Source organism: Vibrio sp. 10N.222.55.B11 (assembly GCF_041473705.1).
GTDB classification, from domain to species: Bacteria; Pseudomonadota; Gammaproteobacteria; order Enterobacterales; family Vibrionaceae; genus Vibrio; species Vibrio crassostreae_C.
Genome location: NZ_JBFRST010000020.1, coordinates 168,098 through 192,415 on the forward strand (window position 1 = coordinate 168,098; position 24,318 = coordinate 192,415).

The 24,318-nt window shown below is 45.1% G+C and carries 16 protein-coding genes and 4 pseudogenes; 16 read left to right on the forward strand and 4 right to left on the reverse strand.

Features of this window, described 5'->3' with window-relative positions; genetic code table 11:
* The first annotated feature begins 20 nt into the window (after positions 1–20).
* The 5 genes from hutI (at position 21) to AB4503_RS09200 (ending at position 6,540) form a co-directional block, all read left to right on the forward strand.
* Positions 21–1,271 (forward strand): imidazolonepropionase, encoded by a 1,251-nt coding sequence (gene hutI / locus AB4503_RS09180; RefSeq protein ID WP_372114393.1) that lies wholly within the window; start codon positions 21–23, stop codon positions 1,269–1,271.
* Positions 1,258–2,286 (forward strand): formimidoylglutamase, encoded by a 1,029-nt coding sequence (gene hutG / locus AB4503_RS09185; protein WP_372114395.1) that lies wholly within the window; start codon positions 1,258–1,260, stop codon positions 2,284–2,286. Before hutI ends, hutG begins: the two co-directional genes overlap by 14 nt.
* Positions 2,287–2,364: 78 nt before the next feature.
* Complete coding sequence (gene hutU, locus AB4503_RS09190) at positions 2,365–4,059, forward strand: urocanate hydratase (RefSeq protein WP_372114397.1); 1,695 nt, start codon at positions 2,365–2,367, stop codon at positions 4,057–4,059.
* Positions 4,060–4,073: 14 nt separating this feature from the next.
* Entirely contained in the window at positions 4,074–5,606 is a 1,533-nt protein-coding gene (hutH, locus tag AB4503_RS09195) for a histidine ammonia-lyase (RefSeq protein ID WP_017067090.1), read from the forward strand.
* Positions 5,607–5,814: 208 nt separating this feature from the next.
* A complete protein-coding gene (locus tag AB4503_RS09200; RefSeq protein ID WP_017070238.1) occupies positions 5,815–6,540 on the forward strand; it encodes a DUF3581 domain-containing protein in 726 nt (241 codons plus the stop codon).
* Between the two features lie 91 nt (positions 6,541–6,631).
* Here the strand turns inward: AB4503_RS09200 and AB4503_RS09205 are convergent, their stop codons facing one another.
* Positions 6,632–7,093 (reverse strand): isoprenylcysteine carboxylmethyltransferase family protein, encoded by a 462-nt coding sequence (locus AB4503_RS09205; RefSeq protein ID WP_048607122.1) that lies wholly within the window; start codon positions 7,091–7,093, stop codon positions 6,632–6,634.
* 66 nt (positions 7,094–7,159) lie between these two features.
* Positions 7,160–10,195 (reverse strand): FAD-binding and (Fe-S)-binding domain-containing protein, encoded by a 3,036-nt coding sequence (locus AB4503_RS09210; protein WP_372114400.1) that lies wholly within the window; start codon positions 10,193–10,195, stop codon positions 7,160–7,162.
* A gap of 222 nt (positions 10,196–10,417) precedes the next feature.
* Here AB4503_RS09210 and AB4503_RS09215 point away from each other — a divergent pair, with 222 nt between their 5' ends.
* The 8 genes and pseudogenes from AB4503_RS09215 to AB4503_RS09250 all read left to right on the forward strand — a co-directional run bounded on the left by AB4503_RS09215 (position 10,418) and on the right by AB4503_RS09250 (position 16,516).
* Positions 10,418–11,101 carry a DUF3334 family protein gene (locus AB4503_RS09215; RefSeq protein WP_017059770.1) on the forward strand — a complete coding sequence of 228 codons (684 nt, stop codon included), beginning with the start codon at positions 10,418–10,420 and terminating at the stop codon, positions 11,099–11,101.
* 209 nt (positions 11,102–11,310) lie between these two features.
* Complete coding sequence (locus AB4503_RS09220; protein ID WP_017059769.1) at positions 11,311–12,000, forward strand: DUF2786 domain-containing protein; 690 nt, start codon at positions 11,311–11,313, stop codon at positions 11,998–12,000.
* Positions 12,001–12,099: 99 nt separating this feature from the next.
* Positions 12,100–12,760 (forward strand): annotated as a pseudogene (locus AB4503_RS09225) (OmpA family protein).
* A 157-nt stretch (positions 12,761–12,917) separates the two neighbouring features.
* Positions 12,918–13,485: pseudogene (locus AB4503_RS09230) on the forward strand (tetratricopeptide repeat protein); the annotation flags it as partial.
* 80 nt (positions 13,486–13,565) lie between these two features.
* Positions 13,566–14,003: pseudogene (locus AB4503_RS09235) on the forward strand (hypothetical protein); the annotation flags it as partial.
* Positions 14,004–14,168: 165 nt separating this feature from the next.
* Positions 14,169–14,357 carry a hypothetical protein gene (locus tag AB4503_RS09240; protein ID WP_017059767.1) on the forward strand — a complete coding sequence of 63 codons (189 nt, stop codon included), beginning with the start codon at positions 14,169–14,171 and terminating at the stop codon, positions 14,355–14,357.
* Between the two features lie 336 nt (positions 14,358–14,693).
* Positions 14,694–15,101, forward strand: coding sequence for a SulA-like leucine-rich domain-containing protein (locus AB4503_RS09245; protein ID WP_017055178.1), 408 nt, complete (start codon positions 14,694–14,696; stop codon positions 15,099–15,101).
* Between the two features lie 311 nt (positions 15,102–15,412).
* Positions 15,413–16,516 (forward strand): phosphoribosylaminoimidazolesuccinocarboxamide synthase, encoded by a 1,104-nt coding sequence (locus AB4503_RS09250; RefSeq protein WP_017055177.1) that lies wholly within the window; start codon positions 15,413–15,415, stop codon positions 16,514–16,516.
* Positions 16,517–16,667: 151 nt separating this feature from the next.
* Here AB4503_RS09250 and AB4503_RS09255 read toward each other — a convergent pair whose 3' ends face one another.
* Entirely contained in the window at positions 16,668–17,045 is a 378-nt protein-coding gene (locus AB4503_RS09255; protein ID WP_017059766.1) for a hypothetical protein, read from the reverse strand.
* Positions 17,046–17,248: 203 nt separating this feature from the next.
* Positions 17,249–19,627, reverse strand: a pseudogene (locus AB4503_RS09260) (helicase-related protein).
* 183 nt (positions 19,628–19,810) lie between these two features.
* On the opposite strand from AB4503_RS09260, the gene AB4503_RS09265 reads away from it, so the two are divergent.
* The 3 genes from AB4503_RS09265 (at position 19,811) to AB4503_RS09275 (ending at position 24,040) form a co-directional block, all read left to right on the forward strand.
* Positions 19,811–21,499 (forward strand): NAD-dependent malic enzyme, encoded by a 1,689-nt coding sequence (locus tag AB4503_RS09265; protein WP_017059764.1) that lies wholly within the window; start codon positions 19,811–19,813, stop codon positions 21,497–21,499.
* A gap of 172 nt (positions 21,500–21,671) precedes the next feature.
* Entirely contained in the window at positions 21,672–22,472 is an 801-nt protein-coding gene (locus AB4503_RS09270; RefSeq protein WP_372114402.1) for a vancomycin high temperature exclusion protein, read from the forward strand.
* 197 nt (positions 22,473–22,669) lie between these two features.
* Complete coding sequence (locus AB4503_RS09275; protein ID WP_372114404.1) at positions 22,670–24,040, forward strand: DASS family sodium-coupled anion symporter; 1,371 nt, start codon at positions 22,670–22,672, stop codon at positions 24,038–24,040.
* Positions 24,041–24,318: the final 278 nt, after the last annotated feature.

The window sequence follows — 24,318 nt, forward strand, 5'->3', positions numbered from 1 at the left end:
TAGCAAAGATCTAGGTGATTATGAATTTGATCCTCAAAAACGCACGAGTGGTCTCCATGAGTTCGGGAGCCGACGGTTATCAGCCCTCTTCCCCTCAAGATATCGTTATCGAAGACGGTAAGATCGTGTCTATCTCTTGTTCAAACCATGAGGCTCATGCTTATGAGGTAGAACAACCGAGCACTGATAACTCTGCGGATTACATCACCTATGATTGCAAAAACAAGCTCGTTACCCCAGGTCTGATTGATTGCCACACTCACCTCGTATTTGCAGGCAATCGCGCCAACGAATTTGAACAGCGTTTGAATGGTATCTCTTACACCGACATCGCCAAACAAGGCGGCGGGATTCTTGCGACAGTCACTGCAACACGCGCAGCGCAAGAGTCTGAACTGGTTGAAATGGCACTACCTAGACTCGATGGCCTGCTAAGAAGTGGCGTAACCAGCATCGAAGTAAAATCGGGCTATGGTTTAACACTTGAAGACGAACTCAAGATGTTACGTGCAGCTAAAGCGTTAGAAAATCATCGCCGAATTAAGATCACTACCACTCTCCTTGCAGCACACGCAGTACCGCCAGAATACAAAGAACAACCAGATCGTTACATAGATCTGGTTTGCCAAGAGATCATTCCTAAAGCTGCGGGGCAAGGGCTCGCCGATGCCGTTGACGTGTTCTGCGAATCTATCGGCTTCAACTTAGAACAAACCGAACGTGTATTTGCAGCTGCCAAAGCACATGGGCTAGCGATTAAAGGTCACACTGAACAACTTTCAAATATGGGCGGCAGTGCGCTCGCAGCTAAATACGGTGCACTCTCTGTCGACCATGTTGAATACCTTGATGAAACCGGAGTAAAAGCACTGGCAGAATCAGGCACAATCGCCACCTTATTACCCGGGGCTTTCTACTTCTTGAAAGAGACTCAACAGCCACCTATTGCTTTACTTCGTGAACACAAAATCCCAATGGCGATCGCGACCGACCTAAACCCCGGCACATCTCCCTTTGCAGACTTAACGCTGATGATGAACATGAGCTGCACCCTGTTTGGTACGACGCCTGAAGAAGCGCTACGCGGTGTAACTTGTAACGCGGCGGCTGCCATTGGTGAGTCACAAACCAAAGGCAAAGTCGAAATCGGTTATGCCGCAGATTTGGCTATCTGGAACATCGACCACCCTGCAGATCTAAGCTATCAAGTCGGTGTTCCTCACCTGCATAAACGCATTGTTAATGGCGAGGTGTGTCATGACTCAATCTAAATCCAACGGTATCCAAGAGAACGCAACAACCGTGCATAACTTTGTGTGGACCGGACGTAATGATCTTGAAGATGGCGCACTCGGTACTCGCGTTCATCACATTACCAAGCAAGTGCAAAGTAGTGAGTTAAGTGACAAGTTGACTGACGGTGATATCGCCTTGGTAGGCTTTGCCAGCGATGCCGGTGTTGCAAGAAATAAAGGACGCGTGGGCGCGAAACAAGCACCCAACCTGATTCGTCAAGCGTTAGCTAATATGGCTTGGCACAGTGACGCACACATCGCTGACCTTGGTGATATCGAGTGCAATGATGGTCAGCTCGAAGTCAGTCAAAAACAGTGTGCTTCTGTGATTGCCAATGCCTTAGCAACCAACAAAGTGATTACCCTTGGCGGTGGTCACGAGGTGGCTTGGGCAACGTTCCAAGGTCTCGCTGAGCACCTAAATAGAATTCAATCAGAACACAATCCTAAGATCGGCATCGTTAATTTTGATGCTCACTTTGATCTTCGTGAATTTGAAAGCGACATCACCGATGTTAAACCGAGCTCCGGCACGCCTTTTAACCAGATCAGTGATTACTGCCACGCACATCAATGGCCGTTTCATTACGCTTGTCTTGGTGTGAGTGCCGCCAGCAATACCAAAGCGCTGTTTAACAAAGCTGACCAACTGGGCGTGTGGTATGAACACGACCGCAACATGACCCAAGTGAATCAAGTCGCTCAACTGATCAAGTTACAAAAATTCATCGTTGAGTGTGATTATCTCTATCTCACCATTGATCTCGATGTTTTCCCCGCAGCTACTGCGCCGGGCGTAAGTGCACCAGCGGCAAGAGGCGTGAGCTATGAAGCGCTTGCTCCTTTTCTAGAACAGATTTTCCAACACAGTGAAAAACTCATTATCGCGGACATAGCGGAATACAACCCAGACTACGACGTCGATGGCCAAACGGCTCGATTAGCGGCTCGTTTATGTTGGGATATTGCCAGTGCAATGGCCAGCGACTAATCCAGCTATACCGATAACTACAACTACAACTACAACTACAACTACAACGATATAACGTGAAACAGAAGGAATTCCAAAATGACGGAACACCACAACAGTGACCCTCGTCTCGACACGACTCGCGAAATTCGCGCACCTCACGGCACCACTTTGCGCGCTAAATCTTGGTTAACAGAAGCACCACTGCGTATGCTGATGAACAACCTAGACCCTGATGTGGCAGAACATCCACATGCACTGGTTGTGTATGGCGGTATCGGTCGCGCGGCGCGTGATTGGAAATGTTATGACAAGATTGTTGAAGTATTGGAGCGTTTAGAAGACGACCAAACGCTGCTTGTTCAATCAGGCAAGCCTGTAGGCGTGTTCCCGACTCATAAAAACGCACCTCGCGTGTTGATCGCTAACTCGAACCTTGTTCCACACTGGGCGAACTGGGAACACTTCAACGAGCTCGATAAAGAAGGCTTGATGATGTACGGCCAAATGACCGCGGGCAGCTGGATCTACATTGGTTCACAAGGCATCGTTCAAGGTACTTACGAAACCTTTGTCGCTATCGCGAAGAAGCACTTCCAAGGTGAAGCAAACGGCAAGTGGGTTCTAACGGGCGGTCTTGGTGGAATGGGCGGCGCTCAACCTCTTGCTGCAACGATGGCTGGCTTCTCAATGATCGCAGTGGAGTGTGATGAATCACGAATCGACTACCGCTTGCGTACTGGCTATGTAGACAAAAAAGCCACCAGCTTAGATGAAGCGATGGCAATGATTAAAGAGTCAGACACGCCAATCTCTGTTGGCTTATTAGGTAACGCCGCAGACGTCTTCCCAGAGTTAGTTGAACGCAATATCACACCTGATGTGGTGACTGACCAAACCTCTGCCCACGATCCTCTTAACGGCTACTTGCCGCAAGGTTGGACGATGGAGAAAGCCGCACAAGAGCGCTCCATTGATGAAGCAAAAGTGGTGAAAGCCGCTAAGCAATCTATGGCGATTCAAGTACAAGCGATGTTAGACCTGCAATACCGCGGCGCAGCGACCGTGGATTACGGTAATAACATTCGCCAAATGGCACTGGAAGAAGGCGTAGAAAACGCGTTTGATTTCCCAGGTTTCGTTCCGGCTTATATTCGACCTTTATTCTGCGAAGGTATTGGTCCTTTCCGTTGGGCGGCACTATCTGGCGACCCAGAAGACATCTACAAAACAGACCAAAAAGTAAAAGAACTGATTCCAGATAACCCACATCTACACAACTGGCTAGATATGGCGCGTGAACGCATTCAGTTCCAAGGCTTACCCGCTCGTATTTGTTGGGTTGGTTTGAAAGATCGTGAACGTTTAGGCCAAGCATTCAATGAAATGGTTAAAAGTGGCGAACTAAAAGCACCAGTTGTTATCGGTCGTGACCACCTAGATTCAGGCTCAGTAGCAAGCCCGAACCGCGAAACAGAAGGCATGATGGATGGATCAGATGCCGTATCAGATTGGCCTCTATTGAATGCCCTTCTGAACACAGCGGGCGGCGCAACTTGGGTTTCTTTGCACCACGGTGGTGGCGTTGGTATGGGCTTCTCGCAACACTCAGGCATGGTGATTTGTTGTGACGGCAGTGAAGATGCATCACAGCGTATTGCTCGCGTACTTCACAATGACCCAGCAACCGGCGTTATGCGTCATGCTGATGCAGGTTACGATATTGCCAAGCAATGTGCCAAAGAGCAGAAGCTTGATTTACCTATGCTAAACGAAGAACTTCGTCGCCTTTAATGTCTGGAGAGAACATGTTGAACTTATTACTTAAGCCAGGACTTCTTGGCCTATCTGAACTTCGAAAAATCAGCCGTAGCCCTGTGAACTTATCACTCGATCCTGCAGCAATCCCGGATATCGAAGCGAGTATGCAAGTTGTCGAACAAGTGATTGCTGAAGACCGCACTGTGTATGGCATCAACACGGGTTTTGGCTTATTAGCAAACACCAAGATTGCGCCTGAAGATCTCGAAGTTCTACAGAAAAGTATCGTACTTTCTCACGCTGCGGGCATTGGCAAGTTCATGTCTGATGAAACCGTACGCTTGATGATGGTATTGAAGATTAACAGCTTGTCTCGCGGTTACTCTGGTATCCGCCTCAAAGTGATTAACGCTCTTATCGATCTTGTGAACGCGCAGGTTTACCCGTGTGTTCCACAAAAAGGATCAGTAGGCGCATCTGGAGATCTTGCTCCCCTCGCCCACATGAGTACGGTACTTCTAGGTGAAGGCCAAGCGCGCCACAACGGCAAGATCATCACTGGCTTAGAAGCAATGCAGATCGCAGGTCTTGAACCAATCACACTTGCGCCGAAAGAAGGCTTAGCGCTGTTAAACGGCACACAAGCATCGACTGCCTTTGCATTAGAAGGTCTGTTCGCAGCGGAAGACTTGTTTGCGTCTGCAACCGTATGTGGTGCAATGTCTGTTGAAGCTGCACTGGGTAGTCGTCGTCCGTTTGACCCTCGAATTCATCGCGTTCGTGGTCATCGTGGTCAAATGGATGCCGCGCTTGCTTATCGCCATATGCTTGATCAAAAGAGTGAGATTGGTGAATCACACACTTGCTGTGAAAAGGTTCAAGACCCTTACTCGTTGCGCTGTCAGCCTCAAGTGATGGGTGCCTGTTTACAGCAAATTCGTAATTCAGCAGAAACGTTAAACGTTGAAGCGAACTCGGTATCGGATAACCCACTGGTATTTGCTGAAGACGGCGACATTATTTCAGGTGGTAACTTCCACGCAGAACCTGTGGCAATGGCAGCGGATAACCTAGCACTTGCGATTGCAGAAATTGGTAGCCTTTCTGAACGAAGAATGGCACTGCTGATTGATAGCGCACTAAGCAAACTTCCACCTTTCTTAGTCGATAACGGCGGCGTTAACTCAGGCTTTATGATTGCTCAAGTAACGTCTGCTGCTCTGGCAAGCGAGAATAAAACACTGGCACACCCAGCTTCAGTAGACAGCCTTCCAACATCGGCAAACCAAGAAGATCATGTATCTATGGCAACCTTTGCGGGTCGTCGACTGCGTGACATGGCAGAAAACACCCGTGGCATCTTGGCTGTTGAATACTTAGCAGCAGCACAAGGCTTGGATTTTAGAGCACCAAATCTCTCTTCTCCTCGAGTAGAAGAAGCAAAACAGATACTGCGCGAGAAAGTCAGCTTCTACGACAAAGACCGTTACTTCTCACCTGATATCGAGCAAGCAAATCTACTGCTCAAATTATCAGTGCATAACCATCTAATGCCAGAAGGCCTACTGTGTAGCTTCTGAGTCGTGAAATAACACGTCATATAAACAAGGGCTATCGATTAGCCCTTGTTGCATTGAGCCAGTCACCATATCCCCTGTAAAACTGCCACATACTATCCAACGTATTTATCTAATTGACTGATATATAAGCAAAGTTAACTGGATAGACCATTAGATCGAAGTTAGTTAGCTATAATCCACCCCAGATTTGATGACTAATAGCGATACTATGTTTCTGACACCTTACTTTTCTACTAAAGACAATCAATTTCAATTCACTCGTGAACAAGCTAGCCACTTTGCTAAAAAAGTAGCTGCTGACTTCAACCCAATTCACGATGAAGACAACAAGCGCTTCTGCGTGCCTGGCGATCTTTTGTTTGCAGTTCTTCTGCAGAAAGAAGGCATCAGCCAAAAAATGCGTTTTGATTTTTCAGGTATGGTTGGTAACGGTATTGCGTTAAGCGTTGACAACAAGTGTGAAAAAGAGAGCTCACTTATCGATGCAAATGGTAAAGAGTACCTACACATGTCTTGTGAAGGTGAGAAGAGCCATGATCAAGCATTCATCGAGCACGTAGTAACAAACTACGTTAAGTTCTCTGGCATGAACTTCCCACACATCATGGTTCCTCTTATGGAAGAACAACAAATGATGATCAACTGCCAACGTCCTCTAGTGATTTACGAGAGCATGGAAGTTGAATTTACTCGCCTAGACCTGTCTCACCCAGAAGTTGAATTCTCTGGCGCGACTTTTGATGTTGAAGGCAAACGTGGCATCGTGACCCTGAACTTCGATTTCAAAGAAGACGGCGAAGTAGTAGGTAAAGGCGTGAAGCGTATGGTAGCAAGTGGCCTTAAGCCATACGACCAAGCTTCTGTAGACGACCTAGTAAACCGCTTCAACGAACGCAAAGAGATGTTTCTAGCTCAGTTCACAGCCGCTGCTTAATCAGCTCTAGAACAAGATCAATAAAGCCCAGCTTGATAATCTCAAGCTGGGCTTTTTTATTTCGATTACTAAGTCAGCACTCAAATCATCACTAAATCCAGCGTCTAACCTTTTGTTTGTAATCAACATATTCTGCGCCGAATAATTGTTCTAGTGCTCGCTCTTCGGGTTTGATTTGGAAGTAATTCATGTAGATTACGAAGCCAAAGCTAAGTAGTACACTGAAGATATTCTGGAAGAAGTAGCCAAAGCAAAATAGCAGGATGAACAACCCTAAGTACATTGGGTTTCGCGTGTAACCAAAGATCCCACTGTCCACGACGGCTGAAGCGGTTTCGACTTTGATCGGGTTAACGGTGGTTTTCTGTTTTCGAAATTCCAATATGCCGGATATTCCAATCACACCACTCAATGCGACTCCGATACCTAAAACAACCATTCCATAAGGTAATGCCAGTGTCCCTTGGCTCAACTGTTGAGCGCAGAAGTATGATGCTACGAATACAATAATGAACAGTGCAACTGGTGGTACTTTTAATTCTAGAAATTTCATACTTTTCCTTATTAACATTCCTTTGTTAGTTTAGAAAAAAGCCCAGCAATTGCTGGGCTAAATGTATTAGAGAATTTTTGCTAGCGCCTGTAATGGGTGAGCAAGCTTCTCACCTTCAAAACGCTTCACTTGGCTGCGGCAAGAATAGCCCGTCACCAAACAACGATCTTTTGGTAAGTCCTGCATTTGAGGCTTCCAGCTTAAACCATATATGTCTTTCGACATTTGTAGCTTATCGACTTCGTGGCCGAAAGTTCCCGCCATACCACAACAGCCGACAGGAACGCTGGTTAACGCCGCCCCAAAGTGTTTGAAGATAGTACCCCACTCTTTTTCAGCGTTCGGCATTTTGGTTTTCTCAGTACAGTGAGCAAACAAGTACCACATATCTTCACTTGCTGAGCGTGCTTCGAACTCACCTAGCGATGGCATTAACCATTCATGCACAGTAAGTACATCAAAGTCGCCGCGCTTGTCACCTAAGATCTCGACGTATTCATCGCGGTAACAAAGCACAAGAGCAGGATCAACACCGACCAAAGGAATTCCGATATCCGCCACCATCGACAAGAAATCCGAAGTCGATTTCGCCTCACGTGCAAAACGATTTAAGAAGCCCTTGATGTGCAACGCTTTACCATTCGGTTTGAACGGCAGCAGTACCGGAGTTTTGCCAAGTTTTTGAGCCAGAGTGACGAAGTCTTCAATCACCTCGGCATCATAGAAGCTGGTAAACGGGTCTTGAACGATCAGCACATGCTGTTTCTTCTGTTCAGAAGACAAGCCTTCTAAATACTGTAAATCGAAGAGTTGCAGCTCTTTACTCGCTAGACGATTTTTGAGCGTAGGCACCGACATCAATGGTGCATCAACATAACCGACCGTTTTAGCTGTTGCCGTTTGGATCCACTTTTGACCCAATGCAGCGTTGACTACTTTTGGCGCTTTCGCCATCAGCGGCAGCATGGTTTCAATGTTGGCAACTAGATAATCTTTTGCAGGGCGCTGGTAACGCGAGTAGTAGATATTCAAGAATCGAGAACGGAAACTTGGTACATCGACTTTGATCGGACATTGACTCGCACACGCTTTACACGCCAAACAACCGTTCATCGCCTCATGAACTTCATGCGAGAAATCGTACTCATGGCGTTTGTTCATCGTATTGCGAACACGCTCAATCATAGTCTTAACGGGTGTGTTGTCTTTCAACGCTTCTTGCTCAAGGTCGAGAATATCAACGCCTTGTTCAGTCAGTTGACGCAACCACTCTCTTACCAAGCCTGCGCGGCCTTTGGGTGAGTGACGTCGGTCAGCCGTAACTTTCATTGAAGGACACATTGGCGAGCTAGTATCGTAGTTGAAACACAAGCCGTTACCGTTACATTCCATTGCTTGCTTGAAGCTGTCACGAACTTGTACGTCGATCTGACGGTCGTAGAAACCACGCTTGGTATCGGTGACTTTCACCAATTCAGCGTCACTTTCTAAAGGCGTACAGATCTTGCCTGGGTTCATCTTGTTGTGCGGGTCGAATGCTGCTTTAATACGTCTTAATTCGGTAAACAGCTCTTCACCAAAGAAGTCTGGGCCATACTCAGAACGGAAACCTTTACCGTGCTCGCCCCACATTAAACCGCCGTATTTCGCCACCAGCTTAACCACTTCATCAGAGACTTCATGCATCAATGCTTCTTGCATCGGGTCACACAGATCCAATGCTGGACGAACGTGTAATACGCCCGCGTCAACGTGACCAAACATGCCGTAATTCAACTCTTTTGAATCGAGTAACACTCTAAATTCAGAGATGAAATCCGCGAGGTTTTCTGGTGGTACACAAGTATCTTCAGCAAAAGCGACTGGCTTAGCTCGGCCTTTCGCCGCACCTAACAGACCCACTGCTTTCTTACGCATGTTGTAGATTCGGCCAATGCTCGCCAAATCGCTACAAACTTGAAAACCAATCACGCCGGCTTCTTCGCTTTCAACCATGGTTTCAAGGCGTGCAGTCAGCGCTTGAACTTGCTGTTCAATTTCCGCTTCATCTTGGCCTGCAAACTCAACCATGTTGATGCCAAGCATCTCTTTGTTCGGAACATCAGTCAGCAAATCGCTCACGGTGTGCCAAACGATGTCTTGCTTCGCTAGGTTCAATACTCTTGAATCTACCGTTTCAACAGACAGTGCTTTCGCTTCCACCATGAACGGCGCATTACGCAGCGCAGAATCAAACGTGTTGTATTTCACGTTAACCAGTGTGCGCGCTTTTGGAATCTTGGTTAGGTTTAACTTTGCTTCCGTGATGAATGCTAAAGAACCTTCAGCGCCACATAGAACGCGAGTTAGGTCAAAGCTGTCATCTTGTTCGTTGATTGCATTCTTTAGGTCATAGCCTGTTAAGAAGCGATTCAGCGGAGGGAATTTATCTAAGATTTGAGCGCGTTTGTCTCGACAAACCGCCTCTGTCACCGTAAGTGCATGGTGAGCGAATTCACCCTCTACAGGTAAGCCGTGTGATAAATCAGATTCTAGACATGAACCATCTGCGAACACCGCTTGCAGCGACAATACATGGTCAGACGTTTTGCCGTACTTCAATGACCCTTGGCCCGAAGCATCGGTATTGATCATGCCACCCAAGGTTGCTCGGTTACTGGTAGAAAGGTCTGGAGAGAAAAAGTAACCATAAGGGCGAACAGCGTCGTTCAATTGATCTTTAACGACACCAGACTGAACTCTTACCCAGCCCTCTTTCTCGTTAATCTCAAGAACCTTATTCATGTATCGCGACAGGTCAACCACGACACCTTTTGTTAAAGATTGTCCGTTGGTTCCGGTACCGCCGCCACGAGGGGAAAAAGTCACGCGTTCGTAAGCGGATTTAGAAACCACTTTACCGATAAGCACAACGTCTTGCGTTGTTTTAGGAAGGATGACCGCCTGCGGCAATTGCTGATAGACACTATTATCAGTCGCCACAGCCAAACGGCTAGAATATTGAGATTCAATGTCGCCAGTAAAGCCCGCTGTTTTTAGTTCATCTAAAAAGCGTACGACAACTGGATCGACATCAGCATTGAGTTGAAGTCTTGGTAACATTTGCTTCCTGCCCCTACTTCGCTGATCCTATCAGCATTGGGTTATCTGAGATTTATAATAATTTTCTTTGAATTTCGTCACTTTACTACTATTAAGATCATATAAAAAGGTGATCAAATCAGAATCTCAGTGCAAGAATGGAGAAATAGTCACTTTCGTCTTAATTCAGTAACAATATACTGAATAACATTTTGTTTAAGACATCTCCACGAGCACATCACAATGAAAAAAAACAAAACAGTCACAACTGAAGATATCCTTCTTAAACTATGCCAATCAGTCTCAAGCGTACTGACTTCAGCGACGGCTTCTCAGGTGTCCTATTCAGCCATGGTTCAAAAGATCAACAAGACAAGCCTAAAGCCAGATTTTGGTTGCTTCGTTCTGTTTGACGGCGGCTTTTCTGGTCTCGTTGTTATTAATTTTACGTCCAAAGCAGCGCTAGAGATCTACACCAATTACATGCGCAATATGGGCATGCCTGAAAACGAGCTTGCTGTGCTTCATACTTCAGACGAAGTGGGTGATGTATTGGGTGAGTTGATGAACCAATTAGTTGGCGATTTCACCAATAAAATCCGCAAAGAGCTGCAAACCAACATCACACAAAACCAACCGAAAATGCTGGCTCTGAACAAGCAAGTTAACCTTTCTGTTGATACCAATCTCGACCGTCCACAAGCTCGTCGTGTGACCTTCTCTACCGCTAATAACAACATCTTCTACCTTGAGCTTGCGATGGATAAGACTGAGTTCATTCAATTAGAAGAATTTGAAATCGCAGAAGACGAATGTCCAGATAGCATTCTTGAGGCGACTCAGAAAAAAATGCAAGAAGCGAACAAGCCAGCTCAAAGCTCTGGCAATGATTCTGCGGCAGATCTACTCGATGAACTGGGTATCTAGTTTACGAATGCTCTAGACATATTGAAAAAACGTGTCACTAACGCCATCAGTACGCTTGATGGCGTTTTTGTTTTTACCGCCAACTGGGCTCATGCAGTTCAATGTTCACCGCCTTCCTTGTTCATCAAACCAGTTTTGCCTTTCTGTTACCCGCGAAAACATGTAAAATGTTGGACTTTTAAAAATTTGCGGTACTGATTAAATTGTCGATGGATAAGAAAAAAGCCCTAAAGAAAATTGCCAAGTGTCTTGAGCTTGGAAATTCTGCGAACGTCAATGAAGCTGCCAATGCGATAAAAATGGCGCATAACTTGATGCTGAAATATGGTCTCGAAAAAGACGATATTGAATTTATCAAGATGGGGAAAACTCAGTCCAGTCACCTGTTACCTGCAAATATCAGTTCTACACTGCTGCGTGTTATTCGCGGTATCAACACCAAATTTGGCGTAGAAGCCGTATTGCTGAATCATAAAGGCCTCAAGCGTGTTGAGTTCATTGGTGAAGCCGACCGCGCGATCTTCGCAGCGTTCGCTTTCGATATCATTTATCGTGAACTGAATGAACACACCGGCCAATTCAGAAATAGCTTTGCTGGCTCTGGCACAGGGTCCTTAGAAGTGACACGCCGCGTGAACTCGTTTGTTTCAGGCTGGGTTGAAGGTGCGCTTGAAAAGCTACCAACTATTACCCCAGACGACGAATCAAACAACAAGATCAATAATTACATTGATAAAGAATTCAAAAATATCGACCGTGAAACGTTCAAACAGCAACTGAGAGAAGCGATGAAAAACCTCACCGCCGATTATGAAGTTGGTTTGAAGAAAGGTCGTAAATTGTCTGTTAATCGACCAGTTGGCGGTACCCAGGCAGCTAAAAAGATAACTAAATCATAGAGCCACTTTACATTGCTTCGACGTATTGATAAAAACCATCAATAAGATTTACAGGACTATGTTTGTCACTCGGATTCATTCGTTTGACAGAAGTACATGATGGAGAAATACGTTAAAAAAATCACACTAGCCCTAGCGCTTACTATCGCTTTAACGGGTTGTCAGGCAACTCAACGCGACAACTGGCGAATCTGAGGCTAACTCTGCAACTCAAGGCGCTCTAATTGGTGCACTCGCTGGTGCCGTTGCTGGTGCTGCAACTGGTGACTCTAAAGACCGTGGTAAACGTGCACTTATTGGTGCTGCCGGTGGCGCCGCTGTTGGTGGTGGTATTGGTTACTACTTTGACCGACAAGAAGCTGCCCTTCGTGAAGAGCTAATGAATTCAGGCGTTCAAGTTGAACGTGTCGGTGAAAACCAACTTCTACTTCGCCTAGAAAACGGCATCGGTTTTGATTCTGGCTCTTACGCTTTGGAATCAAGCATTCACAATACCCTTCGCGGCGTTGCTCGCATCCTAGTTGAATACCCAGACACTAGCCTAGTGATTGAAGGTCACACTGACAGCGAATCGACGAACCAAATCCTTTCTGAGCGTCGAGCTGAATCTGTTCGTGCATTCTTGATCTCTCAAGACGTTGCTGCAGGTCGTGCTATTGCTCGTGGTAACGGTGAGCGCTACCCTCTATGTGACAATAACACCTCTCAAGGTCGTGCTTGTAACCGTCGCGTAGAAATTCAAATCTTGCCGCTTAAGTAGCACGATTAAAGCCCAGTCCATCTTTATCTATTGAATTAACCTCTATATAGTTGTTTATCAGTTATGTTACTCATTTAACGTGATAATAATAATCAACGACCATAAAGCGTATTCATACTGACATATCGATTCTGGGCTTTTTTACGAGACTTATCTTTTGCTGATCCTATCCAACATTCTGTCATCATCATTTCTTAGAACACTATTTCTAGCCCTCATCTTTTCCACGATACCGTTGTCCACCACACATTTCGTGCACGCAGCAAGCAGTGATGAATTTTCACTAGAATCACAACCTCAAGATCCAGTTTCTCAATACCAATTAGCTCAAGCTTATGAATCGGGTGTCGACGTTCCTGTTAGCACCAGTGATGCACTGTATTGGTACACGCAGTCAGCAGAAAACGGCAACCCAAACGCGCAATTTAGACTGGGTGAATGGTACTTGGCAGGTACAGGTGTTGAACAAAGTAACAAGCTTGCTTTGGAATGGTTTATTAAAGCGGCGTTGCAAGGTAACCAGCGCGCTCCTATCGAGGTAGCAAAACTCTACGAATCCTCGCTAGAACAAGACCTCCTTCAACCATTAGATAAAGCGCAGCTATGGTATGAAGCAGCCTTAAAAGATAATCCACAAGCAGAAGAGGGCTACAACCGCATTTTGGAAGCACAATTCAACCAGCAACGTGCAAAACAGATCTCTTCAATAGAACAGCTCGATGACAGCATCGACTCTGAAATAGACACCAGTCAGGGGGTATCTAAGCACGTTCAATCTAACCAAGCATCACGCTCTAACCTCTCCAGTTCTAACCTAACTAGCTCTGACTATATGATTGGTGCTACGTTGGCCGTGTTGATTTCAATCATCAGCATTATTGCGACGCTCGTTATCTCAAGAAAAAGACAAGCTCTAAAGTCGGGTGATTCGCGACAGCAACAACAATCACTTGAAGCGCAGCTTAGCTCGAAGGACCTTACGATTAAGCAGCAAAAACGCCAGCTGCACACTATGTTCCACGAATTGAAGAAGCAGAAAAACAGCAAAGGTCTGAGTAATTTGCAGGTGGCCTGCGCGCTATTTGGCTACACACCTAGCTCAATCCCCGACCAGAAAAGCATCAAGATCCGATACAAACAGCTATCAAAGATCTACCATCCAGATGGTCACGGATGTGACGAAGAAATGAAACGTTTGAACAATGCGCTAAAAACCATTTTACAAAATGTTACAAAACCGTAAACAAACACACATCTTCATTTTCTTAGATCTCAAAGATATCGATTTTATTGGTGTTGCAATCGATCCCCCTCTCAAAAACGGGTAACAAACTATTAACTAATGGGTCTTACTTGTGTCATAATTTGCGCCGAAAATACACCTGACTTAAACAGGTGAGGAGAGAATATGTTCACAATAGAAGGCGTTTGTGATTGGTGCAAAAAGCCAAGCCTAGTTAAAAAGCACGACTACCTAGATGGTAAGTGTCATCATGCATGTAACGAGTGCAATGATATTGCAACCATTGATGTTCGCCAGTTCAATATTGGTGAAATGGAAATGAGAGCAAAACTCTCCCAAGCGACATTGAGATAAGCAACACCTTGAAATATAAGAAAGCGCCTAAGGCGCTTTTTTTGTGCCTGTGGTTTTAGATCTTCTTTCTTCTTTGTTCTCTCTTCTATACAGGTATATACAGTACTTTTCTGCAAAAACCAGTGTATACACCTGTATAAAGCTCACATTTATTCAACTTATGATACAAAACAGCAGATTCATTCAAATTTAATTTATCGAATACTTTCAATGATTTAATCATTTACCATCCATAACCTCAGACGAAATCGTCCAATAATCCCGCAAAAAACGCTTGATCTTATAAGCAACTAAAACTACTGTATACGTATACAGCATGTATATAAGGACAGCAAAATGATTCAAGCACACGTTAAAGCACAACACTCTAGCCCGCTAGTTCACTGCGCATTTACATCAGTTTCTCGTAAAAGCAAAAATTCAAACGAGGAAGCGTTGTTTGCAAGAATGGCGTTGCTGTCCAATCAACATCAGTGGTTACTGTTTACGGCTCAAACACCAAGACCATCGGCTAAGCAGCTTAAGCAACATAATGTTTGCTGCGACCGCGTTATTCATATGAAAGCCTCTCATCAAATGACTGAGGTAGAGACTGTCGAGAAAGCAATCCGCTCTAAGAATGCGAGCGCGATTGTTGCAAGTGCATCGATTGATCAGTTCAGCCAACAGTACCTAAGAACATTAGGGTTACGCTTTCAATGTGAAGTCTTCTTTATGGATGCAAATTCAGAGCGTATTCACTAAGCCACCTTGCTTAATAACATTTTGGCTCAAAAACATGGTCCACAAACATAGCTTAATCTTTTAGCTAACAAACTTAATTTAACTTAAGAAACAATTCGCCAAAACACAGTCCAAACATACTGCCTTCCCCTGCCCTACAATTCGCCCATTTTTTAGCGGATTGTTAGGCGGGGGTTTTTATTTAAACAACAGATTTAGCAATCGTTTGCTTTTTCTCTGGAAGCAAATAGTAGATTGGGTATAATGCCCGTCTAATCATGTGCACACCGCACTTCTCTGTATGACGTTTGATAAAAGATAGGAATGTCTAAATGAGCCTTGCTGATCAAGTTCTTGCCGTAAATGATGACCTACCAATCCGTACTGATAAACCTGTCCACAGTGGCAAGGTTCGTTCGGTCTACTGGTTAACTGAAGAAGATAGCCAACGACTAATTAAAGAGAAAGGCTACGATGTAGCACCAGATGCGCCTTTAGCAATCATGGTGATCAGTGACCGTATCTCTGCATTTGATTGTATCTGGCGTGGTGAAGGGAATCTTAAAGGTGTTCCAGGTAAGGGAGCGGCTCTGAATGCTATCTCTAACCACTGGTTCAAATTGTTTAAAGACAACGGACTTGCTGACAGTCATATTCTTGATATCCCTCACCCGTTCGTATGGATTGTACAAAAAGCTCGCCCAGTCATGATCGAAGCGATTTGTCGTCAATACATCACTGGTTCAATGTGGCGTGCATACGCAAACGGCGAACGTGAATTCTGTGGTATCGAGATGCCTGAAGGCCTTGAGAAAGACAAGAAGTTGCCTGAGCTACTGATCACGCCTTCAACAAAAGGGATTCTGAAAGGTATTCCTGGCGTTCCAGAAGCTGACGATGTGAACATCACACGCAACAACATCGAAGATAACTTCGCAGCATTCAACTTTACTCAAGCAAGCGACATCGCGCATTACGAAAAACTTCTTAAAGAAGGCTTCAACGTAATCAGCCAAGCGCTAGCAAAAGTAGACCAAACCTTTGTTGATACCAAATTTGAGTTTGGCTACGTCAACGATGCTCAAGGCAAAGAAAAGCTTATCTACATGGACGAAGTCGGTACTCCAGATTCATCTCGCATTTGGGATACTCAGGAATATAACAACGGCAACATCGTTGAGAATTCAAAAGAAGGCTTCCGTCAGTTCTTGCTTAACTACTTCCCTGATGCCGACATTCTTTTGAATAAAGAGCGTATGCCAGAACGTGAAGCATTGGCTCGTGACAATGAACTTCCACTGGATTCTCTAATGTCTCTGTCTCGCACTTACCTTGATATCGCAGCGAAAATCACAGGTGCGGAGATCGTACTGAGCGAAAATCCTAAGCAAGAGATCATCGATGTACTGCGCGCTGACTATGGTCTAATCGACTAGTCGCTTAATCGCTTAATCTCAAAATAAAAAGCTCGAAAGCTAATAAGCTCGTAGACTCAAGTTTTAGATACTAAAAGGGCCTCAATATTTGAGGCCCTTTTTACGTGTACGTTTTTACTATTCCTCGAGAGAGATTATAGGCGAGCTGAAGTTACAGCTTAATCGTGAACTCTTCTCCAGAATTACCCGCAATCACTAAATGACTGCGCGATTCAATATACTCGATCTGCTCTTCTTCAAGTGAATATGGCATCACCACTTTGAGCTCATTGATCCCTTCCAGCTTAGCGAGCTTGAGTAAGGTAACAATGTTCGACTCATCACTTTTACGCGTCGACATTGATTTCAATGCCATCTGCCATAAACGATCCTCTGGGGTGCCCAACTCTTTAATGCTATCTCGCCAGACGGTACTGAACACTGGCGCAATTGTGGTGAGTGCTTCCAGAAAAGTCCATTTTTTACTGCATGAGGCGCCAAGAAATGTTGTGTAATCGAACTCTACACGCGTCTCTTCCTGTTTATCCATGATGTCCCCCGACACTTTGGCAACACAATATACTCAATATCTATCAACTCTTTCTTTATAGCAATAGGATATAGAAGAATAGTCTTTTATGACCTTTTGATTGGTTAAAAAGGCATATAAAAATCAAACTTGTAACAAAATAAGCACTGAAAAATCATATATGCATCTATTTGATTAATATTTTAGAGATAAAACTTATCCATCTATTTGATATCAATTATTCGACTCGCTTTTTTGAACTGAATACGCCAACCAGACCATGTCGGTAGCTCCCAACGTTTTGGCGATAACTTTCGGCTACCCGACTGATAATGGACGTAAATCAGCTTTCTTGCGGGCAAGTATTCAACATCGAGTTGCAAGTCGGCAAGGCTCAATGCAAACGGGTATTTTTCCGAAAATTCTGAGTAGAGCCAAGTTGGAATGCCATCGAACGGTATGTCTGCATGATCGAACATTTCCAATTCGCTGACATCAGTAACACCTAGTACTTCAAGCTGCTCTATAAACCATAGCTCAAAGTTAATGTTCTCAATTTCTGGTGTGTATTTAGTTTGTTCATCGAGACCAAGTTTCACATACAACTGCCAGTGTTTGATTTCTTGAGTGCGAGCCTTTGCAAAACCGGGAAGCTGCTCTCCATTTAACACAAGGTCGACGATAGGTTTTAACGATAGTTGCCCTTCAGCGGCGACGAGTTTGGTTGTAATCGTGCGGCCTGCGTACACCAATGCCATCTCGGTAAAAACACCATCATCATTCACAACGGTTTCGCCTTGCTCCCACTCTCCTAGTTCAGCATCAATGAGAAGCTCAAGAGGAATGGGTGTCGTGACCGTCGCTAAGGTCAGTGTTTGCTTAACGCCTCTTCCCGGCAAGCTGTGAGTATCCAACACCAACATCGCTTGTGCATTATCAGGGAAACGGTTCTGACGACCGAGCACCACTTCTAAAACACCATTGGCAAAGGCTTCTTTCCTTTTCAGTCGGCGCACAAACACCAGTTCAGGATGCAGATTCACAATGGTCTTGAGCAATTCAATGCGTTGGAAACGTGACGCGACTTCTAGCTGAGGAAGTTCAAATACCTCCCGCATTTGCTTCGCCAATCCTTGAGCTTCATTCAGAGCCTGTTGGTCGATGTCTAAATGCGGATATTCTCGACCGCGCACAATCTGAATCAACAGGCTTAAATCACACCCTTCCTTCTCTTGTTGCGCGAGCGCTTCAAGATGTTCTGCATTGTTTGGTAACTGATACAAGCGAGCAGGAACGGACAGCGCCGCAGTGAGATCAACCATCGCCTCTTTTAATGCTTTGGTTTTGATTCGAGTAACGATATCGGCATACAAAGCATCAATCGGCAACGGATACAGCTTTTTACCATGCTCGGTAACTTGATGGTCGGCGTTAATCGCTTCCATCGTCAGCAAGGTTTGAGTTGCACTGTTGAGTGATTTCTCTGGAATAGGGTCAAGGAAGGACAAGCTCTCAAGCGGAGATCCACAACATGCTGCGGCCAACATAGGTTCAGTCAGCTCTTCACGCTGCAATTCAGGCGGTGTGACTAACTCTAACGCCGCATGTTCACCATATAGACGCACGCAAACGCCATCCATTACCCTACCCGCGCGGCCAGCTCGCTGTTTGGCACTCGCTCGTGATATGGATTTAAGCATCAGTGTGGTTCTGCCATTACGCTGAACGGTGCGTCTCTCTAATCCTGAATCTATCACCACGCCAATGTCAGGAATGGTTAATGAGGTTTCTGCAACGTTGGTCGCAAGGATGACCTTTCTCAAACCATTACCTTCAGTATTGATATTACGACCCGATAACGCTGAATCTCGCTCTTTATCACTGACCGACGCATGCAATTTAACAACTTGGATATCTGGATTTTTCGCTAAGGCTTGTTCGCATTGCACGATCTCTTTTTTACCCGGTAGAAAAACCAACATATCGCCAGAAGAAGCGATCAACTGATGATTCACTTCTTCCACGATGCGCTGCCCTAGATGTCGACTATCAGGCAGTGTTCTGGATTAATTGGCCCTGTGTTCAATAGCAACTTGATAAGTTCGGCCTTCACAACTGATTCGATTCGCATCCAAGTAATCAGCAAGACGCTCCCCTTCAATGGTTGCTGAAGTGATCACCAAGCGATGGCTCTCTTTTTGTTTCAGAATCGCCACCAGCAGATCAATGTCCCAGCGCCTCTCGTGAAACTCATCCACCACAATCACATCAAAACTGGCTAATCCGTCTTCTGATAACCAACGCAGCGCGATACCGGGAGTCACAAAAACAACGTTAGTTTGCTCGTTATACTCTGACTCAAGCTTAATCGCATAGCCCACTTTGCTACCAAGCTTCTCACCCGATTGCTGTGCGAGGTATTTAGCCAATGACGTACACGCGATACGTCTTGGTTCCACCACCAGCACTCGTCCATGCTGAGAAGCCCAAAGTGGCAGGCGCGTTGATTTACCTGATCCGGTTTCCGCCTCTACGACAAGGTGAGAATTAGCGATTTGTTCGTGGAATACGTTTTGATAAGCATCGATGGGAAGTAATGACATAAAATGGCGAGTAGCGAAAAAGTGTGAGCAAAGTATAACGAATTATCGTGTTGAAATTCGATAAGTGTGGGACAGAGGTAAGAATATCATTTTGTTTGCTCAGATCGCGGAGAAACTATTTACAATTGAATAACTAAACCGTTATCATTTTTTAGTTACCCTTTCTCCCATATTAGGCATCCAATGAACAACGATAAACGCCCTCTATATATCCCTTATGCTGGTCCTGCTCTACTAAGTACACCTCTTCTAAACAAAGGCAGCGCATTCTCTGCTGAAGAGCGCAGTTCTTTCAACCTTGAAGGTTTGTTACCGGAAACAACCGAAACAATCCAAGAGCAAGTAGGACGTGCATACAAACAATATTGTAACTTCGAAAGTGATATGGATAAGCATATCTACCTTCGTAACATCCAAGACACTAATGAAACGCTTTTTTATCGTTTAGTTCAAAACCACATCTCTGAAATGATGCCTATCATTTATACGCCAACAGTTGGCGCAGCATGTGAGAACTTCTCAAATATTTACCGTCGTGGCCGTGGTCTGTTTATCTCATACCCGAACCGCGATCGTATCGATGACCTACTGAATAATGCGACAAACCACAACGTTAAAGTTATCGTGGTTACGGATGGTGAGCGTATTCTTGGTTTGGGAGACCAAGGCATCGGTGGTATGGGTATTCCAATTGGTAAGCTAGCACTTTATACAGCTTGTGGCGGTATCAGCCCAGCTTACATGCTACCAATCGTGCTCGATGTGGGTACTAACAACCCTCAACGTCTTGCTGACCCAATGTACATGGGCTGGCGTCATCCTCGTATTACGGGTGCTGACTACGATGCATTCGTTGAAGAGTTCATCCAAGCGGTTCAACGCCGTTGGCCTGATGCATTAGTTCAGTTCGAAGATTTCGCACAAAAGAACGCAATGCCACTGCTTGAGCGCTACAAAGATCGCATCTGTTGTTTCAACGATGATATCCAAGGCACAGCAGCCGTAACGGTTGGTTCTCTACTTGCAGCATGTAAAGCAGCAAACAGCAAACTTTCAGATCAACGCATCACCTTCTTAGGTGCGGGTTCTGCAGGTTGTGGTATTGCTGAAGCTATCATTGCCCAAATGGTGTCTGAAGGTATCAGCGATGCACAAGCTCGCTCTCAAGTTTACATGGTTGACCGTTGGGGTCTGCTACAAGAAGGCATGCAAAACCTGCTTGATTTCCAACAGCGTCTGGTTCAAACCAACGAAAACACCAAAGACTGGGAAAGCGATGGCACTGGTTTCTCTCTACTAGACGTAGTTCGCCACGCGAAACCAACCGTATTGGTTGGTGTGTCTGGTGCTCCAGGTCTATTCAGCAAAGAAGTCATCAAAGAGATGAACCTACACAGTGAACGCCCTATCGTGTTCCCACTGTCGAACCCAACAAGCCGTGTTGAAGCGACGCCAAACGACATTATTCGTTGGACTGATGGCCAAGCACTTGTTGCGACAGGTAGCCCATTTGAGCCAGTCGTTCACAACGGCACAACTTACCCAATCGCTCAGTGTAACAACAGCTACATCTTCCCAGGTATTGGCCTTGGTGTATTGGCTGTGAATGCTTCACGCATCACTGACGAAATGCTAATGGAATCAAGCCGTGCACTTGCTACGTGTTCTCCACTAGCAATCAATGGCACAGGTGCTCTACTTCCACCATTGGAAGAGATCCACACGGTATCTAAGAAAATTGCTCTTGCGGTAGGTAAAAAGGCGATTGAACAGGGCGTTGCTCTAGAGATCACTGAAGAAGCACTGCAACAAGCAATTGACCAGCACTTCTGGCAGCCAGTTTACCGTCGCTACAAGCGCACGGCATTCTAATAAAGCGTACTGCGCTTGGAATAAAGAGCGTTAACGACTCTTATATGAGCCTCTGCAATTGCAGGGGCTTTTTTCTTTAAACTGTCTTGTCTTTTTAACTGATTTTTCTCATTTTTATTTGGTATTATCGAGCACTCAAAAATTAATGCTCAGTCAAAGGACCATACCGAGAGTGAAATTTGATTCTCACATTTTCCGTAGCTACTTATTAAAAGCTTACAAAAAACTGCAAGGTTTTCTGTTTGGCGCTTTCCTCGTGTTCTTAGTTGGCAGCGCTGCGGTTATTGCGATCGATTATTGGGTTTCATGGCAAGCGGAAGATCGCATCATCTACGATATTGATGAAGTGCCCGAGCTTGAGGTCGCGGTTGTGCTTGGCACAAGCAAATATTTGGGTAGAACACTCAACGACTATTATAAACACCGAATCGAAACCGCGATTGAGCTGTTCGATCGTGAAAAAGTTGACCAATTTCTACTGAGTGGCGATAACGCTCATCGCTCTTACAATGAGCCGTGGACGATGAAACGCGACTTGTTGAAAGCGGGTGTCCCCGATGAACGCATCAATCTAGATTACGCAGGTTTTAGAACCTTGGACTCGATTGTTCGCGCTAAAAAGATATTCGATACTGATAATTTTCTGATCATCACTCAGAAATTCCACTGTGAAAGAGCGCTATTCATCGCCAATTCTTACGATATTCATGCGCAGTGTTTGGCGGTTTCAGGACCAACTCACCATTCGGGAACCTCAATACGTTTACGTGAAGTGTTTGCGCGCACCAAAGCATTCCTTGATCTGTATATTATGGGGACAACGCCAAAGTTCCTTGGACCTAAAGAGCCAATTCAACCCAGTCCAAAACCGGAATCATTTCCGATTCCAAACCCTATTACTGACCCCACTGTAAACCCTGTTGTAGACCCTACAGCAAGCCCTATTTTAGAACCAGCAGAGACCGATGTGTAGAAAACTACACATTTTGAATTTGTTGCCTCACACTTCCCCATTGTTAAGCAAAAACACACCAACACTCCTTTATTAACTTGAGTAACATTCTTCCAACAAAGTCTGACCCTACATCAAGCTATATACCTCGAAAATAATAAGCACGACTCAATGAAGGTCGTGCACCAATAAAACGAGGATAACAAAAGGAGCGTCTTATGACGGCACTTGTTACTACACTGAAACACTGGTTGTTTACCCGCAACAGCATGATATTAATTGGTAATTTCACGTTATTTGCAGTTTTGCTCAATAATCTCCCTTTCGAATCACAAGTGAATACGGGTTTGAGTATTCTCGTGTTCGTTGCCATTTTATGGTTAACAGAAGCTATTCACGTCAGCATCACCGCTTTGCTCGTTCCCCTATTGGCTGTCTTGTTTGGTGTATTCAACACGCCCGCTGCGCTGGCTAACTTTTCGAACCCAATCATCTTCCTGTTCATGGGTGGCTTCGCATTGGCAGCCGCTCTGAACAAGCAAGAGTTAGATAAAGCGATTGCTGACAAAGTACTGTTGATTGCAAAAGGCAGAATGTCTGTCGCCGTGTTCATGCTGTTCGGTGTGAGTGCGGGCTTATCAATGTGGATCTCTAACACAGCAACCACAGCAATGATGCTTCCTCTTGTTCTTGGCATCATGAACAAGGTTGACCAAAGTGAAGACCGCAACACCTACGTGTTCGTACTATTGGGTATCGCTTACTGTGCTTCAATCGGTGGTATCGCAACCTTAGTGGGTAGCCCACCAAACGCAATTGCTGCCGCAGAAGTTGGTTTAAGTTTCACAGAATGGATGGCGCTAGGTCTACCTATCTCAATGATCTTATTGCCAATCACAATGGTTGTCCTGTACGTGATGACTAAGCCAAAGCTCGACCATAAATTTGAGCTAGACCACGCTCCTGTAGAGTGGACAAACAGCAAAAAAATCACACTGTCTATCTTCCTTTTAACCGTAACGCTTTGGATATTCGGAAAACCAATCAACGCAATGATTGGCGGATTCTCTAAGTTTGATAGCTTGGTAGCGATTGGTGCCATTGTACTGCTTGGCGCTTCTAGAGCGGTTGAATGGAAAGATGTCGAGAAGACAACGGATTGGGGTGTGCTTATCCTGTTCGGTGGCGGTATCTGTTTAAGTAACATTCTTAAAGCGACTGGAACCAGCGTATTCCTAGCACACTCACTAAGCGGATTTTTAGAAACAGCAGGTGTACTTCTTACGATTCTAGCCGTGGTAGCGTTCGTGGTATTCCTAACGGAGTTTGCGAGTAACACAGCGAGTGCGGCATTGCTTGTCCCTGTATTCGCAACCATTGCTGAAGCGCTGGGTATGTCACCCGTTATCTTATCTGCACTGATTGCGATTGCCGCATCTTGTGCCTTTATGCTACCAGTCGCGACACCACCTAATGCGATTGTATTTGGCTCTGGTCATATCAAACAAAAAGAAATGATGCGAGTCGGTCTGGTGTTGAACCTAGTTTGTATCCTAGTACTAACACTGTTCGCTTGGATCTTCTGGTAAGCACTAACGCCCTATAGACTTATGTTTATAGGCAAGAGCTTAGATACACATATTTATAGGTAAATGCTTATAGATAAATGTTTACAGGAATGCCCCCCCTAAAAAAATCTGGTTGCAGCTTCCCCCGGCTCAACCAGTACAAAAATACCCGCTCAGCTAACAAGATCAGTTTAACTAACAAAACCAGCTAAACGGGCATCTAAAAACAAGAAACGCTTTTCCCTTTTGGTGGCCCCGCGCCACCTTTTTTGTTTTGGCTTTTGGGAGAAGAACCATAA

Coding starts and splice junctions, on each gene's coding strand:
- AB4503_RS09275 (WP_372114404.1), top strand. CDS start 22,670: ATGACGGCACTTGTTACTACACTGAAACACTGGTTGTTTACCCGCAAC.
- hutG (WP_372114395.1), top strand. CDS start 1,258: ATGACTCAATCTAAATCCAACGGTATCCAAGAGAACGCAACAACCGTG.
- AB4503_RS09210 (WP_372114400.1), bottom strand. CDS start 10,195: ATGTTACCAAGACTTCAACTCAATGCTGATGTCGATCCAGTTGTCGTA.
- AB4503_RS09265 (WP_017059764.1), top strand. CDS start 19,811: ATGAACAACGATAAACGCCCTCTATATATCCCTTATGCTGGTCCTGCT.
- AB4503_RS09200 (WP_017070238.1), top strand. CDS start 5,815: ATGTTTCTGACACCTTACTTTTCTACTAAAGACAATCAATTTCAATTC.
- AB4503_RS09220 (WP_017059769.1), top strand. CDS start 11,311: ATGGATAAGAAAAAAGCCCTAAAGAAAATTGCCAAGTGTCTTGAGCTT.
- hutU (WP_372114397.1), top strand. CDS start 2,365: ATGACGGAACACCACAACAGTGACCCTCGTCTCGACACGACTCGCGAA.
- hutI (WP_372114393.1), top strand. CDS start 21: ATGAATTTGATCCTCAAAAACGCACGAGTGGTCTCCATGAGTTCGGGA.
- hutH (WP_017067090.1), top strand. CDS start 4,074: ATGTTGAACTTATTACTTAAGCCAGGACTTCTTGGCCTATCTGAACTT.
- AB4503_RS09250 (WP_017055177.1), top strand. CDS start 15,413: ATGAGCCTTGCTGATCAAGTTCTTGCCGTAAATGATGACCTACCAATC.
- AB4503_RS09215 (WP_017059770.1), top strand. CDS start 10,418: ATGAAAAAAAACAAAACAGTCACAACTGAAGATATCCTTCTTAAACTA.
- AB4503_RS09240 (WP_017059767.1), top strand. CDS start 14,169: ATGTTCACAATAGAAGGCGTTTGTGATTGGTGCAAAAAGCCAAGCCTA.
- AB4503_RS09255 (WP_017059766.1), bottom strand. CDS start 17,045: ATGGATAAACAGGAAGAGACGCGTGTAGAGTTCGATTACACAACATTT.
- AB4503_RS09245 (WP_017055178.1), top strand. CDS start 14,694: ATGATTCAAGCACACGTTAAAGCACAACACTCTAGCCCGCTAGTTCAC.
- AB4503_RS09205 (WP_048607122.1), bottom strand. CDS start 7,093: ATGAAATTTCTAGAATTAAAAGTACCACCAGTTGCACTGTTCATTATT.